This is a genomic window from Mesocryomonas lacus (genome assembly GCF_055730105.2).
On sequence record NZ_JBUZWF020000001.1, the window covers coordinates 722,715 to 739,135 of the forward strand.

General features: G+C 71.4%; 14 protein-coding genes. 5 read left to right on the top strand and 9 right to left on the bottom strand.

The window, feature by feature from the left end; translation table 11 throughout:
• Window positions 1-38 precede the first annotated feature (38 nt).
• A complete protein-coding gene (gene cobT / locus ACZLZQ_RS03330; protein ID WP_472948149.1) occupies window positions 39-1,055 on the bottom strand; it encodes a nicotinate-nucleotide--dimethylbenzimidazole phosphoribosyltransferase in 1,017 nt (338 codons plus the stop codon).
• 233 nt (window positions 1,056-1,288) lie between these two features.
• Here cobT and ACZLZQ_RS03335 point away from each other — a divergent pair, with 233 nt between their 5' ends.
• On the top strand, window positions 1,289-2,065 hold the full coding sequence (locus tag ACZLZQ_RS03335) for an adenosylcobinamide-GDP ribazoletransferase (protein WP_472948150.1): 777 nt from the start codon (window positions 1,289-1,291) through the stop codon (window positions 2,063-2,065).
• 3 nt (window positions 2,066-2,068) lie between these two features.
• On the opposite strand, the gene cbiB is transcribed toward ACZLZQ_RS03335, so the two are convergent.
• Window positions 2,069-3,112 carry an adenosylcobinamide-phosphate synthase CbiB gene (gene cbiB / locus ACZLZQ_RS03340; RefSeq protein WP_472948151.1) on the bottom strand — a complete coding sequence of 348 codons (1,044 nt, stop codon included), beginning with the start codon at window positions 3,110-3,112 and terminating at the stop codon, window positions 2,069-2,071.
• Between the two features lie 175 nt (window positions 3,113-3,287).
• A complete protein-coding gene (locus ACZLZQ_RS03345; protein ID WP_472948152.1) occupies window positions 3,288-4,592 on the bottom strand; it encodes a cobyrinic acid a,c-diamide synthase CobB in 1,305 nt (434 codons plus the stop codon).
• Between the two features lie 53 nt (window positions 4,593-4,645).
• Between ACZLZQ_RS03345 and ACZLZQ_RS03350 the strand changes: the two genes are divergently transcribed.
• Complete coding sequence (locus ACZLZQ_RS03350) at window positions 4,646-5,827, top strand: cobalt-precorrin-5B (C(1))-methyltransferase (RefSeq protein ID WP_472948153.1); 1,182 nt, start codon at window positions 4,646-4,648, stop codon at window positions 5,825-5,827.
• Window positions 5,820-6,608: a cobalt-precorrin-6A reductase gene (locus ACZLZQ_RS03355; protein ID WP_472948154.1), complete on the top strand. Its 789-nt coding sequence runs from the start codon at window positions 5,820-5,822 to the stop codon at window positions 6,606-6,608. The genes ACZLZQ_RS03350 and ACZLZQ_RS03355 overlap by 8 nt, the downstream gene beginning before the upstream one ends.
• On the opposite strand, the gene cobM is transcribed toward ACZLZQ_RS03355, so the two are convergent.
• Genes cobM through ACZLZQ_RS03385 form a run of 6 tightly spaced genes read right to left on the bottom strand, consistent with a single transcriptional unit; the run spans window position 6,605 to window position 13,349 of the window.
• Complete coding sequence (gene cobM, locus ACZLZQ_RS03360; RefSeq protein WP_472948155.1) at window positions 6,605-7,429, bottom strand: precorrin-4 C(11)-methyltransferase; 825 nt, start codon at window positions 7,427-7,429, stop codon at window positions 6,605-6,607. The two genes, ACZLZQ_RS03355 and cobM, sit on opposite strands and share 4 nt — an antisense overlap.
• Entirely contained in the window at window positions 7,426-9,456 is a 2,031-nt protein-coding gene (gene cobJ, locus ACZLZQ_RS03365) for a precorrin-3B C(17)-methyltransferase (protein ID WP_472948156.1), read from the bottom strand. Before cobJ ends, cobM begins: the two co-directional genes overlap by 4 nt.
• Window positions 9,453-10,181 carry a precorrin-2 C(20)-methyltransferase gene (gene cobI / locus ACZLZQ_RS03370; protein WP_472948157.1) on the bottom strand — a complete coding sequence of 243 codons (729 nt, stop codon included), beginning with the start codon at window positions 10,179-10,181 and terminating at the stop codon, window positions 9,453-9,455. The genes cobJ and cobI overlap by 4 nt, the downstream gene beginning before the upstream one ends.
• The gene (cbiE, locus tag ACZLZQ_RS03375) at window positions 10,178-11,518 is read right to left on the bottom strand and encodes a precorrin-6y C5,15-methyltransferase (decarboxylating) subunit CbiE (RefSeq protein ID WP_472948158.1); all 1,341 of its coding nucleotides are present in this window, start codon (window positions 11,516-11,518) and stop codon (window positions 10,178-10,180) included. The genes cobI and cbiE overlap by 4 nt, the downstream gene beginning before the upstream one ends.
• Entirely contained in the window at window positions 11,515-12,153 is a 639-nt protein-coding gene (locus tag ACZLZQ_RS03380) for a precorrin-8X methylmutase (protein WP_472948436.1), read from the bottom strand. Before ACZLZQ_RS03380 ends, cbiE begins: the two co-directional genes overlap by 4 nt.
• Entirely contained in the window at window positions 12,150-13,349 is a 1,200-nt protein-coding gene (locus ACZLZQ_RS03385; RefSeq protein ID WP_472948160.1) for a sirohydrochlorin chelatase, read from the bottom strand. Before ACZLZQ_RS03385 ends, ACZLZQ_RS03380 begins: the two co-directional genes overlap by 4 nt.
• A gap of 565 nt (window positions 13,350-13,914) precedes the next feature.
• Here ACZLZQ_RS03385 and ACZLZQ_RS03390 point away from each other — a divergent pair.
• The gene (locus ACZLZQ_RS03390) at window positions 13,915-14,658 is read left to right on the top strand and encodes a TSUP family transporter (RefSeq protein ID WP_472948161.1); all 744 of its coding nucleotides are present in this window, start codon (window positions 13,915-13,917) and stop codon (window positions 14,656-14,658) included.
• Window positions 14,655-16,181, top strand: coding sequence for a cobyric acid synthase (locus tag ACZLZQ_RS03395; protein ID WP_472948162.1), 1,527 nt, complete (start codon window positions 14,655-14,657; stop codon window positions 16,179-16,181). Before ACZLZQ_RS03390 ends, ACZLZQ_RS03395 begins: the two co-directional genes overlap by 4 nt.
• The last annotated feature ends 240 nt before the right edge of the window (window positions 16,182-16,421 follow it).

Here is a 16,421-nt window from a genome sequence, read left to right on the forward strand (position 1 = left end):
GCCCGGCGGCGCCCGCCGGTGGTGCGGCGCGTGATCGATCATGCCTTGCCGGTGACGCCCGCCATCTCGAAGGTCGCCATGCCGGAATGGCAAGCGGCGGCCGCCTTGACGATGCCGGCCGCGATCGCCGCGCCCGCGCCCTCGCCGAGACGCATGCCGAGCGCCAGCAGCGGCACCTTGTCCATCGCCTCCAGCGCGTCGATATGGCCGGGTTCGGCCGAGACATGGCCGAACAGGCAGTGGTCGAGCGCCGACTTGTCGATCGACCAGAGGATCGCCGCCGCCGCGGTCGCGACATAGCCGTCGATGATCACCGGCACGCGCTGCAGGCGCGCGGCGACGATCGCCCCGGCCATCGCCGCGAGCTCGCGGCCGCCGAGCCGGCGCAGCACTTCCAGCGGGTCGCCGAGATGATCGGCATGCAGCGCCAGCGCCTGCTCGACCACGGCCGCCTTGCGCGCCATGCCCTCGGTGCCCTGGCCGGTGCCGGGGCCGACCCAGTCGCTGGCGGCGCCGCCGAACAGCGCGGCGAAAACGGCGGCAGCGATCGTGGTGTTGCCGATGCCCATCTCGCCGATGCACAGGAGATCCGGCTCGCCCATCAGGCACTCCATGCCGAAGGCCATGGTCGCCGCGCAGGTGCGCTCGTCCATCGCCGCCTCCTCCGAGATGTCGGCGGTCGGCACTTCGAGGGCAAGGTCGAAGATCTTCAGGCCGAGGTCGTAGGCCGCGCAGATCTGGTTGATCGCCGCGCCCCCGGCGGCGAAGTTCGAGACCATCTGCACCGTCACCTCCGGCGGATAGGCCGAGACGCCCTTGGCGGCGACGCCGTGATTGCCGGCGAAGATCGCCACCAGCGGCCGCGTCACCGCCGGGGCGCGGCCTTGCCAGGCGGCAAGCCATTCGGAAATCTCCTCCAGCCGGCCGAGCGAGCCCGCGGGTTTCGTCAGCTGCCCTTCGCGCGCCCGCTTGGCGTTGACGGCGGCAACGTCCGGGCCCGGCATCTGCCGGACGAGGGCGCGGATGTCGTCGAAGGGAAGGCCGGTGGCGGACATGGAGAACCTCGTGGCGAGCCGGAAACAGGCAGGGATCAGGCGCCTGACTTAAAGCCGCGCTGCCGCGCTGTACATGGCCCTCACGCTTTCGCGCCCTTGCCGGGAGCAGCGGCCTACCGCTGACCGTCCTGGCAGCCGATGCCATGCTGACCGCATCCTGCCGGACAGCGGTAATGACGCCCGCCGGATTCACCGGGCATATCGGCCGGCCGTTCGGCGCGCTATGAAGCCGCATGCCGCTATTCCTCGCCAGCACGCTCCGCGCCCTCGCCTTCCTCACCCGCCTGCCCGCCGCGTCGCGCGCCTTCACCGGCGCGCATCCCCTGGGGCTCGACGCGCACGCCTTTCCGCTGGCCGGTCTCGTCGCCGCCTTGCCGGCAGCGCTGCTGATTCTCGTCGGCGGCGCGCTCGGCCTGTCCGCCACGAGCATTGCCGTGATCGCGGTGACGGCGATGGTGCTCGTCACCGGCGGCCTGCACGAGGACGGGCTCGGCGACGTCGCCGATGGGCTCGGCGGCCATAAGCCAAAGGCCCGGGCGCTGGCGATCATGAAGGACAGCCGCATCGGCGCCTATGGCGCGCTGGCGCTGATCCTGTCGCTGGCGCTCCGTATTTCGCTGTTGGCGGAACTCGTCGCGGCACGGCCCGGCCTTGCGGCCTTGGCCGTGCTGGCGGCCGCGGCGGCGAGCCGCGGCGCCATGGCCTGGCTCTGGTCGAGCCTGCCGAGCGCCGATCCGCGGGGCCTTGCCGCCCGGATCGGCCAGCCCCCGGAGCGCACCGGCAGGATCGCCGGGCTCATCGGCGGCGGCTTGCTGGTCGTCGGTGGGATCGCCGCCGGGCCGCTCGGCGCCGTCCTGCCGCTCCTCTTGGGCCTTCTGATCCTCGGCCAGTTCCGCAACTTCATCCGCCACCGGCTCGGCGGCCAGACCGGCGACTGCCTCGGCGCCGCCCAGCAGCTGACCGAGATCGCCGCGCTGCTGGGCTTTGCGATTGCCGTCAGCGCCGGCTGAGAATCAACCGAGACCCGCGACGAGAAACAGCCCGAGCGCCAGCGCGGTCAAAAGGTTAGACAGGCGCCGCAGCAGCACCAGAGCGCGGTCGATGTCTTCCCCTGTGGCGGCAAGGCGCCCCTCGGGATGCAGCAGCGGTGCATCGACCACCAGCGCGCCGTAGCGCCGCGGACCGCCGAAGGCGAGGCCGAGTGCAGCGGCGGCCGCCGCCTCCGGCCAGCCGGCATTCGGCGAGCGGTGCAGGCCGGCATCACGCCGGGCGATGCGCCACACAGTGCGAGAACTCCGCGCGCCCGGCAGCGTCGGGGCGATAACAGCGAACATCAGCGCGTTGACCCGCGCCGGCACGAGGTTGGCGAGATCGTCGAGCCGCGCGGCCGCCCAGCCGAAAGCACGGTGACGCTCGCTCATGTGGCCGATCATCGAATCGGCAGTGTTCACCACCTTGTAGGCGAGAAGGCCGGGTAGGCCGAAGACGAGGTAGAACAGCCACGGCGCGACGATGCCGTCCGATGCGTTCTCGGCCAGGCTCTCGATCGCCGCACGGCAGACGCCCGCCTCGTCCAGCTGGTCGGGATCGCGCCCGACGATCATCGACACCGCCCGCCGCCCCTCGACGAGCCCGCCTGTTTCAAGGGCCTCGGCGACGCGGCGGACATGCTCGGCCATGCTCTTCTGCGCGAGGAAGATGCCGACGATGCCGGCTTCCACGACGAGGCCGAGGGGCCCGAGCCTGGCGAGCAGCGCGTGCAGCGCGAGGCCCGAGAGGATGGCGACCGCCAGCAGCCCGAGAATGGCGACGACGCCGTTGCGGCGGCGCGCGGCGAAGGAGAGGTCTTCGCGGTTGAAGCGACGGTCGAGCCCGCCGATCGCCCTTCCGATCCACACCACCGGATGCGGCCAGCGCCGCCACAGCCAGTCGGGATCGCCGATCAGGCGGTCGAGGAGCGTGCCGAGGAGAAGGATGAGGAAATGCGCCGTCACGTCGGTGTTTCTCCAGGGCCTGTCCCGCGGCGGCAGCGCGCCCCCCTCTGGCCTGCCGGCCATCTCCCCCTCGGGTGGGGAGATCGGTGCGTCGGGGGCGGCACGCGGCGCTCCGCCGGCTGCGATGCGGTGGTGCGACCCGGGACGCGCCGATCTCCCCCCTTGAGGGGGAGATGCCCGGCAGGGCAGAGGGGGGGCGTGCCCGGGCAACCCCGTAAAGGGGAACACCGACGCGCCCTCATGCCCGGTCGATCACGTGCAGAAACGACCCGCCGACCGTGCCGACCCGGCGCCCCATGGCCCCGAGGTCCGCGCCGGCTGCATCGCTCGCCGTGAGCAGCGAAGCGGCCCCGCCTTCCGACAGGATGCTCGCATAATGAAACTCGTGCGCCGCCAACGCGCCCGTCCACGGAAAATCCATCATCGCCCGGCGATAGCCGAGATGCCGGCGTCGCTCGGCGAAGCTGGTGGCGACCGGCAGCAGGCCGAGCATCGCATGCGCTTCGCCACCCGCATCCACCAGCGCCTCGCCCAGCACCATGTAGCCGCCGCACTCGCCATAGACCACGGCGCCGCGATCCGCCGCCGCCCGCATGCCGCACTTGAACCGCAAGGCCGCCGCGAGCCGGCCGGCATGCAGCTCGGGATAGCCGCCGGGCAGATAGACCGCATCGGCCGCCGCCTCCGGCGCTTCATCCGCCAGCGGCGAGAAGAAGCTGATCGACGTCCCCTGCTGCCGCCAGCCCGACAGGAGATGCGGGTAGGCAAAGGCGAAGGCGGTGTCGCGGGCGACTGCGATGTGCTGTCCGAGCGGCGGCAGGCGGGGCACGGCCAGCCCCTCCACGGGCGCCGGCGTCGCTCCCAGGCGCCGGAGCGCCGAGAGGTCGAGCCCGGCCTCGACCCATTCAGCGGCGCGGTCGAGGAAGGCATCGAGATCGCCATGCTCGCCGGCCTGCACCAGGCCGAGATGGCGCTCCGGCAGAGCCAGCCCCGGATCCGACGGCAGCACGCCCAGCACGGGCACGCCGAGCGGCACGAGCGCCGCCTGCAGCATGCCGGCATGCCTAGCGCTGCCGACGCGGTTGAGGATGATGCCCGCCAGCCTCACCTCCGACCGGTGGTCGCGAAACCCGCGCACCAGCGCTGCCACCGACTGCGACTGTTTGGCGCAATCGACCACCAGGACGACGTTCAGCCCGAGCAAAGCGGCAAGATCGGCCGAGGCCCCGGTCCCGTCGGCGGCGCCATCGAACAGCCCCATCATCGCCTCGACGACGAGACCGTCGGCCGCCCCACCAGAGCCCGCTCCCGCGACTGCCTCCTCGGCGAGCGCAGCAAGAAGCGCCGGGCGCATGGCCCAGGGATCGAGATTGACGCAAGGACGCCCGCTTGCCGCGGCATGAAACGCGGGGTCGATATAGTCCGGCCCCGCCTTGGCCGAGGCAATGCGCGCGCCAGCCCGGCGGAGCGCACGCAACAGGCCGAGCGTCACCGTGGTCTTGCCGGAACCGGAAGCGGGGGCAGCGATCAGAAGGCCGGGCATCGCGTGCGCTCCCAAAGCTTTCGCCGGACCGCCGGACACCGTATAAGCCGGACATGGCGCCGGACACTCCCTCCCGACCGGACACTTTCCCATCGCCGGAGCTCACCCGACGCGACGCCCCGGCGCGCCGTGCCGAGGCCCCGACGGGCGGCACCGAGGCGCCGACGCTGCGGCGCGGCTGGACGACAGGCGCCTGCGCCACCGCGGCGACCAAGGCGGCACTGACCGCGCTCCTCACCGGCGATTTTCCCGACCCGGTCGAGATCCGCCTGCCGAAGGGCGAGACGCCAGGCTTCACCCTCGCCCGCCAGTCGCTCGGCGACGGCATGGCGATGGCGACCATCATCAAGGATGCCGGCGACGATCCCGACGTCACGCATCTCGCCGAAATCATCGCGCGGATCCGGTTTGGTAAGCCGGATTCCGGGATCACCTTCCACGCCGGCGAGGGCGTCGGCATGGTGACGCTGGAAGGCCTCCCGATCCCGCCGGGCGAGCCGGCGATCAACCCGGTGCCCCGCGCTCTGATGCGGGCGGTCGTCGAGGAACTCTGCACCGAACACGGCCGCCCCGCTGACGTCGCGATCGAGATTGCGGTCACCAATGGCGCCGCGCTCGCGGAAAAGACCTGGAACCCGCGGCTCGGCATCGTCGGCGGCCTGTCGATCCTCGGCACGACCGGGATCGTCCACCCGTTCTCGTGCTCGGCCTGGATCCACTCCATCCACCGCGGCATCGACGTCGCCCGCGCCGCCGGCCTCGGCCACGTCGTCGGCGCCACCGGCTCGTCCAGCGAGGATGCGGCCCGCGCGCTTTATCCCGGCCTGCCGGAGAACGCCTTCCTCGACATGGGCGATTTCGCCGGCGGGCTGCTGAAATACCTGCGCGTCCATCCCGTCCCGCGCGTCACCATCGCCGGCGGCTTCGCCAAGCTGACAAAACTTGCCGCGGGCGCGCTGGACCTTCACTCCGGCCGCAGCCAGGTCGACTTCGCCTTCCTCAATGCGCTCGTCCAACGGCTCGACCCGGAGCGCGGCGAGGCCCTCCAGACCGGTATCCTCGGCGCCAATACCGCCAAGGCAGTGCTTGACCTCTGCCGTGCCGCCGGCATCGACCTTGCCGCCGCCGTTGCCACGGCCGCTCTCGGCACCGTCACCGACACGCTGCGCGGCGCCGCGGTGGCCGCCGAGGTGATCGTTATCGACCGCGCAGGCCAGGTGGTCGCGCGTGCCTGACACCATCCTCGTCCTCGGCGGCACGGCGGAATCGCTGAGCCTCGCCGCCCGCATCGCGGCCGAGCGCGGCGCGGACCGCTTGATCGTCTCGCTCGCCGGCCGCACCAAGCTGCCGGTCCTGCCCGCCGGCGAACTGCGCATCGGCGGCTTCGGCGGCGCCGAGGGGCTCGCGGCGTACCTTGCGGCAGAGCGCGTCACCCGGCTCGTCGACGCGACGCACCCTTTCGCCATCGGCATGTCGCGCAACGCCGAAAAGGCCGCAAGCATCGCCGGCATCGCGCGGCTGGCGCTGGTGCGGCCGCAATGGGTGCCGGTGCCGGGCGACCGCTGGACGACGGCCGACTGCCTCGCATCCGCGCGTGACGCCTTGGCCGCGAACGCCCGGCCGCTCCTGGCGCTCGGCCGGCAGCATCTGGCGCCGTTCGCGGCGCGGCCAGACCTCAGCCCCGTGCTGCGCATGGTCGATGCGCCCGCCGACCTGCCGTTTCCGGCCGAGGTGATCGTCGGCAAGCCCTCGCCCGACTGGCACGCGGAGGCAGACATGCTGCAGCGGCGCGGCATCACCCACGTCGTCTGCCGCAACTCCGGCGGCGCCGCCTCATATGCCAAGGTCGAAGCGGCCCGCCATCTCGGTCTCCCCGTGGTGATGATCCAGCGCGCCGCCGCGCCCGCGCCGCCACACGCGGCCGACGTCGACGGCGCGATGGCCTGGCTCGCCAGTCTCACGCCCAAAAGCACCGGAGATGCCTTCTCTTGCCCGAAAGCTGCCTTGAAGCTCTAACCCTCGGCATCGGACTGTCCGTCGACCGTCTCGATTTCTCCGGCCGCCGCCGTGGCTTTCCGCTTCGGCCGGAGCACATGCACATGGGCCGCGTCGTAGAGCTTGGAATCGATGAAATCGGTCGCCCCCAGCGCCCGTCCGACGAAGATCAGCGCGGTGCGCGTTAGCTTGGCCGCGCGCGCCTGGGCCTGGATCGTCGACAGCGTGCCCTTGATGAACGCCTCATCCGGCCAACCGACGCGGTAGGCGATGATCGCCGGGCAGTCCGGCCCGTATTTCTCCAGCGGCTCCAGCTCGCGCTGGATGTGCGGGATGTTGCGAATCGACAGGTGGATGGCGAGCGTCGCGCCGCTCTGGCCGAGCGTCGAAAGCTCCTCGCCGGCCGGCATGGACGAGGACTTCATCGCCGTGCGCGTCAGGATCACCGTCTGGCACACCTCCGGCACGGTCAGCTCGGTCGCCAGCGCCGCGGCAGCCGCGGCAAAGGCCGGCACGCCCGGCGTCACGTCATACGCAATTCCCAGCGCCTTCAGCCGCCGCATCTGCTCGGCGGTGGCGCCGTAGAGCGAGGGATCGCCGGAATGCACGCGCGCGACGTCGAGCCCCTTCCCGTCAGCCGCCACCATCTCGGCGATGATCTCGTCAAGCGTCATCGGCGCCGTATCCAGCACCCTCGCCCCCGCCGGCGCCGCCGCGACGACCGCCTCCGGCACCAGCGAGCCGGCATAAAGGCAGACCGGACAAGTCTCGATCAGCCGCAAGCCCCGCACGGTGATGAGATCCGGCGCGCCAGGCCCGGCGCCGATGAAGTGGACGGTCATGCCAAGGACTTTCGATCGAGCGCGGACGGCGACGTGATGATCTCCCCCCTCGAGGGGGAGATGGCCGGCAGGCCAGAGGGGGGCGAACTGCCGCTAAGGTCTGAAATGGCCGGGCTGGACGAATGGGCACCTCGGGCACCCCCCTCTGCTTTGCCAGGCATCTTCCCCTCAAGGGGGGAGATCGCAGTGTCGGCGGACGATCGCATCCCCGTCCCCGCCTTCCCGGAATAGCCGCGCGGCGTGAACGCCCAGCGCCGGCCGTCGCCGGTCTCCACCACCCGCGTCTCGGAGGAGCCGACGATGACCACGGTCAGCATGTCGACGTCGTCGATGTCGAGTGCGGCGAGCGGAACGATGCGCACCGTCTCGCCCGCGCGGCCGAGATTGGTCGCGAGGATCACCGGCGTATCGGCCGGCCGGTGTTCGAGCAGGCGCTCGCGGGCGAAGGCGAGCTGGGTGCGGCGGCGCTTGGAGACGGGGTTGTAGAAGGCGATGACGAAATCGCCCTCCGCGGCCGCCTGGATCCGACGCTGGATGTCGTCCCAAGGGGTGAGGAGGTCCGACAGCGAGATGGTGCAGAAGTCATGGCCGAGCGGCGCGCCGGCGCGGGCGGCGGCGGCCTGCAGCGCCGAGATGCCGGGCGACACGGCGATCTCGATGCGGCCGGCGGCCGGGCTGACGCCCTTCGTGTCCAGGAGTTCGAAGACCAGCGTCGCCATCGCGTAGATGCCGGCATCCCCGGAGCAGACGAGCGCGACGGTGCGACCCGCGCCGGCGAGTTCCATCGCGTGGCGCACCCGTTTTTCCTCGGCGCCGAGGTCGAAATCGTGTCGGACCTTGCCCTCAGCCAGCGGCCCGAGGAGGTCAAGATAGAGCGAGTAGCCGACGAGGTCGGTGGAGCTCGCCACCATGCGGCTGACCTCCGGCGAACGCCATTCCGCGCCGCCCGGCCCGATGCCGACGACGTAGAGCGTGCCGCGCGCTTGCCCGGCTGCCGCCATGTCGATCGGCCGCAGCGCCTGCGCGAGGGCGGCGGTGCTGCGTTTTGCCTTGCGCTTGGCGACCAGCAGCCGGCCCTCTGACCCGGCGGCCGCGAGCGCCGCGCCCTCGGCGACGCCGTGACAACCGGTCTCGGCGAAGACGATCTCGGACGGTGTCGCGAGCCGCGGCGCCTCCTCCTCCAGCGTCGCGGCATCGAAGAAGCGCACGGGCACGGCGAAATGCGCGGCGACGGCGTGCACGGCCGCCTCGTCAGCCTTGAGGTCGAGCGAGAACACGCCGGCGAGCGACAGCGGCGAGACGCCGGCTTCGGCCAGGACGCTTTCCGCCAGCGCGATCACCTCCTCGGCCGGGGCATGCCGCTCGGCGCCGATGCCGAGGGCGAGCGTCGCCGGGCGGTAGAGGAGTTCGAGCGGCAGCGGCGCGCGGGCCGCCTCGGTGACGGTGAGCGTCACTATCCTGCCCGTCGGGGCGGTGCCGGCCTCGGCGAAGGGGAGGCGCGCGCCGCTCAGCCAGTCCGCCGTGCCAGCGTCGCCCGCAAGCTGCGCCGTGCCGCCGGCGAGGAGCTCGGCCATGGCCGGCTTGGGCACGCAGGCGGGATCGAGCACGTAGCCGGCCGGCGGCGCGTCGAGCGCGACGCCGAAGCGGAGGTCCCCCGCCGTCGTCACCGCCGCCGTGGCGCCGAGCGCTGCGGCCAGCGTCCGCGCGAGGTCGTTGGCGCCGCGATGGCCGCCGAGCAGCGGCACGACAACCGAGCCGTCCTCGGCGACCGACAGCACCGGCGGCTCGTCCCGCTTGTCGCCGAGAACGGGCGCAAGGAGGCGGATTACCGCGCCGGCCGCCATGACGGTGACGATCGGCCGGCCGGCGGCGAAAAGGCCGCGCAGATGCGCGCCGGCATCGGCAAAGCCGATATCGGCGGACGTGACCCGGGCCGTCGCGCCGTGGATCTCGCCGCCGAGGGCGGTGCGGATGCGCTCGGCCAGCGGCAGGGCAGCAGCGGAGAGGACGAGGATGGCGGGGGTCACGAAACCCTCCCTGCAGGATTGGCCGAGATCGCCGGCTCGCGGCCGGTATAGCCGAGGATCATCGAGAAATACGGGGCGTCCGCGGGCGCCGCGCCGAGCGGCAGGACCTGTTGCTGCGCCAGCGAGACGCGCTCGAGATACCAGCAGGCCTCCGTCAGCCCGAGGCTGCCGACCAGCGCCCGCACCCGCGGAAAATGCCGGCCGAGCTTCAGGATGGCAAAGCCCTCGGCAGCATCGATCCGCGCCGCGATCTCCGCGTCCGGCAGCGGTCCCGGAATGACCGTCAGCACGTCGTTGCGCGCGGCGAGCGGGCGGCGGAGCGCGGCGGAGGCGGCCATCACCGAGGAGATGCCCGGCACGATCTCGGTCGGATAGAACGGCGCCAGCCGCTCGAACAGGTACATGAACGAGCCGTAGAAGAATGGATCGCCCTCGCAGAGCACGGCAACGTCCTTCCCCGCGGCAAGGCGCGCGCCGATCGTTTCCGCCGCCGCATCGTAGATCGCCTGGCCGGGAAAGCGCTCGACCCGCATCGGGATGACGATGGCGATCTCCTCCTGCCCGCCCGGCAGATGGCCCTCGACGATCTGCCGCGCGAAGCTCGGCCCGGTATCGGGTGCGGGATAGGCGATCACCGGGGCGGCGCGGAGGATGCGCAGCGCCTTCAGCGTGATCAGCTCGGGATCGCCGGGGCCGACGCCGAGGCCGTAGAGCGTGCCGCTCATGGTGCCCGCGCCGGGGCCGGGTGTGTGCCCCCCGTTCTTCCCGGCTCGCTGTCCGGCAGCGTCGCCTCGCTTGCCTTGACGAGCGCCCAGTGCACCACCGGCATGGCCGGCCGCCAGCCGCGGAACGGCCCGACGGGTTCCGCGCGGTCGACCGAGAGGCGGATCAGCTCGCCGCCGAGCCGGCCGTGCAGGTCGATCAGCAGCCGCTCGGATTCCAGCGTCACCGCATGCGCGACCATGCGCCCGCCCGGTTTCAGCCGCGCGAAGGCCGGTTCGAACACCCCGTCCGACAGCCCGCCGCCGATGAACACCGCATCCGGCGCCCCGTCGACGTCAGCGAACACTGCGGGCGCCTTGCCGCCGACGATCTCGATCCCCGGCGCGCCGAGCGACTCGGCATTGCCGGCGATCATCGCCCTTCGCGCCTCCAGCGGCTCGAAGGCGACGGCCCGGGTGCGGCGGGCGGCGCGCATCCATTCCACCGCGACCGACCCGCTGCCGGCGCCGACATCCCAGAGCACCGCGCCGGGAAATGGCGCGAGCGCCGACAGCGCCACCGCACGGGCGACGCGCTTGGTCATCTTGCCATCGTGCTGGAAGGCGTCGTCCGGCAGGCCCGCGACCGTCGGCAGCAATGGCGCGCCGGCTTCGGCGATGCAGTCGATGGCGAGGATGTTCAGCGCGGCGACGTCGGCGAGGTCGAAACCGTCGGCGCGATCCTGGCGGATGCGCTCGGCGGGGCCGCCGAGATGCTCGAGCACGGTCACCCGGCTCGGCCCATAGCCGCGCGCGCACAAAAGCCCGGCGACCGCAGCCGGCGAGCCGGCATAGTCCGACAGCACCAGCAGCCGGGCGCCGGGCAGGACGTGCCGGTGGAGGCTTGCCAGCGGCAGGCCGTGAATGCTCACCGTCTCCACCGCCTGCAGCGGCCAGCCGAGGCGGGCGGCGGCCAGCTGGAAGGCGGAAGCGGTCGGCAGCACGCGCATCTCGTCGGGGCGATAGACGTCCGCGAGCGTCGCGGCGACGCCGAACCAGAAGGGGTCGCCCGTCGCGAGGATCACCGTCGGCAAGCCCCGCCGCGCGGCGATGTCGGCCAGCGAATCGCGGAAGGGCGAGCGCCAGGCCAGCGTCTCCTGCGGGCCGTCCAGCATCGCGAGATGCCTTGCGCCGCCGATCACCAGCGTCGCGCCGTCCAGCACAGCGCGTGCCTCCGGCGTCAGCGTGGCAAGGCCGCCGTCGCCGATGCCGATCACTGTCAGCCACGGCGAGGCGGAAGGCGCCTGGGCGTCGCCCTGTTGCGAAGTGGGCGGAACGTGCGGAACAGGCAAGCCCGTCATGCGACGCCGCCGCCGAGGCCCGCAGCAAGCGCGTTGACGGCCGCGGCCGCCAGCGCGCTGCCGCCGCGCCGGCCAGTCACCGTGACGAAGGGGATACCGCGGCTGTCGCGGATCAGCTCGGCCTTCGATTCCGCCGCGCCGACGAAGCCGACGGGCAGTCCGAGGATCAACGCCGGGCGCGGCGCGCCCTCGTCCAGCCGCTCGAGCAGGCGGAACAGCGCCGTCGGCGCATTGCCGATCGCCACCACGGCGCCGTCGAGATCCCAGTCCCAGAAGTCGACCTGCGCGGCCGAGCGCGTCGTCGCCTTCTCCAGCGCCAGCGGCAGCACGCCGTCATCGTTAAGCCGGCAAACCACCTTGTTGCGGGCGCTCAGCGTCCGCCGAATGATCCCGTGCGCCACCATCTCGGAATCGCAAAGGATCGCCCGCCCCGCCGCCAGCGCCGCCCGGCCCGCCGCGACCGCGCCCGGCGAGACCACGAGATCACCGACGAGATCCGTCATTCCGCAAGCATGCACCAGCCGGATCGCCAGCTCCCGCGCCTCCTCCGGCACGCCGTCGAGATCGACCTCCGCCCGGATCGCCGCAAAACTCGCCGCATAGATCGCCGCGGGATCCTTGAGGTAGTCCATCAGCCTCGGACCAGAGACTTCGGGCCGAGCGGGTGGTCGGCCTGCGGATAGGGATGGTGGACGTGGTCATGCCCCGCCGGCCCGTGCGCATGTCCGGCGGCATGGGAATGGTCATGGCCATGCGCGTGATCGTGGCCGTGTGCGTGATCGTGGCCGTGACCGTGACCGTGATCGTGCCCGTGATCATGGCCATGCCCGTGCCCGTGCCCGTGCGCATGCGGCTCGGGCGCCGGCGGGGCGGCGGTGGCGGGGTTGGTGCCGATGGCGGCGATGGCGGCAGCGCGGCAGGCGCCGGTGCAGGTCATGTCGCAGAGCGTGCAGTCAGCCGAGGAGCCGACGCCCTCGACATGGTGGTGGTGGCTCTCCTGCGGCAGGCCGACCTCGGCCTCGAAGCCCAGCACCTGCTCGCGGTACTTGCACATCTGGCAGTTCATGTTGTTGGTGCCCTCGAGGATCTCCCGGAGGCGATCGACGAAGGTCTCGACGACGAGGTCGTGCGCGCCGAGATAGGGCGCCTTGACGAATTCGATGCCGGGATGGCGGGCGGCGACGAGATCGGTCTGGTCGTAGATCCGCCGCACCAGGACGCCGGTGAACAGGAAATACGGGAAGACGACGATCTTCTTGTAGCCGAGCCGGGCAGCGTGATCGAGGCCGGGCTGCACCAGCGGGAAGGTGACCCCGGAATAGCAGGTCTCGCCCCAGCCGAAGCCGAGCCCTTCCCAGAGCATGCGCATGACCTTGGCGACGTTGGAATTGGCGTCGGGGTCCGACGCCCCGCGGCCGACGACCATCAGCATGGTGTCGTGCAGCGGCTCGCCGTCGCGCCAGCCGGATTGGCGCAGCGCCTCGCGGATGCGCTCGCCGGCGGCGCGGATCATCTTCGGGTCGATGCCGAGCTCGCGGCCATAGGTGATGTCGAGGCCGTTCGCCTTGGCATAGGTGTTCAGCACCGAGGGGATGTCGTTCTTGGCGTGGCCCGCGGCAAACAGCATGCCCGGCAGCGCCAGAACCTCTTTCGCGCCCCGCTGGCGCAGCGCGTCCAGCCCCTCGCGGATGATCGGCTTGGCAAATTCGAGATAGCCGTATTCGATTGCCCAGTCGGGCAGGCGCGCGCGCATCTTGGTGGTGAGGCCGGCAAATTCGGTCATCGCGGCGGCATCGCGGCTGCCATGGCCGCACATCATCAGGGCTTTCACACGCGCACTCCTCTCAACGCCGGAGGAGACGCGCGGGGAGCCCCCACGCGAACCGATCCGACAGCTCCGTCCTGGCCCCCTGTTTGGGTCGGCCGCACCGGAATCTCTCTCAGCCCGGGTCTTCCGGGCACCGTCAGGCGGGCCGAGGTAAACAGCACGGCGGTCGGGACGTCAAATCAAGTTGGCTTTGGCCGGGATTGGCATTGGCCAAGGCGCGCGATACGAACGCCGGACGTGACGGCTTTCCGCCGTCCCCTTTGTCTTCGCAACGCCAAAAGGTTTCAGACCACCTTCGCGCTTCGTCATCCCGGACTTGATCCGGGATCCATTCCAAGTGGCCGAACGAAATCGATCCGGTAGACCTTCCCTGCATTCTGCACCGGAGTGGGTGTCACCAACGGAGAGGAATGGATCCCGGATCAAGTCCGGGATGACGAAGCTAAGACGTCAGCGCCTTCGTTTCGTACGCCGACGGAGCCTCGCCTCGCCACCCGCCGCCCAACGCTCCACGCCGACTGTGCCACCTCGCCCACCCCACGCCCCCGGCGCCCCGAAAGCCCCCCGCATGCTCGCCGAAACCTTCGCCCTTCTCGTCTTCGCCGCCTTCATCGCCGGCTTCGTCGATTCGATCGCCGGTGGCGGCGGGCTGATCACGATTCCGACGCTGCTGCTCTCGGGCGTCGATCCGCTGACGGCGCTCGGCACCAACAAGCTGCAGGGCCTGTTCGGCTCCGGCTCGGCCTCGATCTCCTATGCCGCCAAGGGCCATGTCGATCTGAAGAAACTCGCCCCGACGGCGGTTCTGTCCTTCGCCGGCGCGGTGGTCGGGGGGCTCGCGGCGCTGGTGCTGCCGACCGACGTCCTCGAAACGCTCCTGCCCTACCTCCTCATCGCCATCGCGCTCTATTTCGCCTTCAAGCCCGGCCTGTCGGACAAGGATGCCGAGCGCCGGGTGTCGCCGGCCTTCTTCGCCGGCCTTCTCGTGCCGCTCGTCGGCTTCTACGACGGCCTTTTCGGCCCCGGCACCGGCTCGTTCTTCATGCTCGCCTTCGTCACGCTCGCCGGCTACGGCGTGCTGCGGGCGACGGCGCACACGAAACTCCTGAACTTCGCCTCCAACCTCGGCGGCTTCGCCGTCTTCGCCTTTTCCGGGGTGATCCTCTGGAAGCTCGGGCTCGCCATGGGCGCGGCGCAGTTCGTCGGCGCGCGGATCGGATCCGGCTTCGCCATGCGCTTCGGCGCCAAGCTGATCCGGCCGCTGCTGGTGGTGGTGTGCCTGGCGCTGGCCACCAAGCTGCTGCTGTCATGAGCAGGACGCCGCGCCCCGCCACCCTCATGCTGCAAGGCACTGGCTCGGACGTCGGCAAGACCGTGCTCGTCGCCGGCCTATGCCGGCTGTTCACCCGCCGCGGGCTGAAGGTCCGCCCGTTCAAGCCGCAGAACATGTCGAACAATGCCGCCGTCGCCGTCATCCCCGGCAGCACGGCCAGCGACGACCCGTCGGGCCGCGCGGAATACGGCGAGATCGGCCGGGCGCAATGGCTGCAGGCGCTCGCCTGCGGCACCGAGCCGACGGTGCACATGAACCCGGTGCTCCTGAAACCGCAATCGGAGACCGGCAGCCAGATCGTCGTGCAGGGCCGCGTCTTCGGCGCGGCGAAGGGGCGCGACTACCAGCGGCTGAAGCCGGCGCTGCTCGCCAAGGTGCTGGAGAGTTTTGCTGATGTCTGCGACGGCGCCGACCTCGTCATCGTCGAGGGCGCGGGCTCGCCCGGCGAGATCAACCTGCGCGCCGGCGACATCGCCAATATGGGCTTTGCCACCGCCGCGAACGTGCCGGTGGTGCTCGTCGGCGACATCGACCGCGGCGGCGTCATCGCCTCGCTGGTCGGCACGCACGTGATCCTTCCGCTAGAAGACCGGGCGATGATCCGCGGCTTCCTCATCAACAAGTTCCGCGGCGACGTCTCGCTGTTCGACGAAGGCCTTGCCGCCATCACCCGCTACACCGGCTGGCCCTCGCTCGGCGTCGTCCCCTGGCTGAAGGCCGCCGCGCGGCTGCCGGCCGAGGATTCGGTCGCGCTGGAGCGGCTCGCGCGCCCCGGCGGCGGCGGGCTGGTCGTCGCCGTGCCGATGCTCGGCCGCATCGCCAATTTCGACGATCTCGACCCCTTGCGCGCCGAGCCGGGCGTCGACCTCGTCTTCGTCAGGCCGGGCGAGCGGCTGCCGGCCGACGCGGCGCTCGTCGTCCTTCCCGGCTCGAAATCGACCATCGCCGACCTCCTCGCCTTCCGCGCGCAAGGCTGGGACGAGGACCTTGCCGCCCACGCCGCGCGCGGCGGCCGGATCGTCGGCCTCTGCGGCGGCTACCAGATGCTCGGCCGCACCGTCCGCGATCCGGATGGCGTCGAGGGCGACGTGCGCGAGGCAGAGGGGCTCGCCCTCCTCGACGTCGAGACGGTGATGGCCGCCGAAAAGACCGTCCGCGCGACATCAGCGACGACCCCCGAGGGCGAGCCGCTCGACGGCTACGAAATCCATCTCGGCCGCACCGAGGGACCGGATTGCGCGAGGCCCTCCGCCCTCGTCGACAGCCGCCCGACGGGCGCGACCAGCGCCGACGGGCGGATCACCGGCACCTATCTCCACGGCTACTTCAGCGCCGACGCCTTTCGCCGCCGCCTCCTCGCCGACCTCGGCCTCGCGACCGCGCTGCGCGACGATCGGCAAGGCGTCGAAGACGCGCTGGACGCAATCGCGGCGGATTTGGAGCGAGTGCTGGACGTCGAGGTGCTGCTGGCGATCGCGGGGGTGAGGCGTCCGTTCGCCTGAGCGGCGGGGCGCAGGAAACAGTTTGCGGCGCTCGGCAGGATTTGCGGCGCTTGGCAGGAAGGGCGCCGGGCTCAGGTGCGGGGAGCAGGGAACGCGACGCAGCGAACCCAGTACGTCGCAGGTGGCACCTGCGGCGACAAAGGACGCGAGGTGCAAACCTCAACGGTCGTCATCCTCGTGCGCAGCACGGGGACCCATGCCTCGGCCGATCCGCACAGTTCCTGCGCAGAATTAATTACG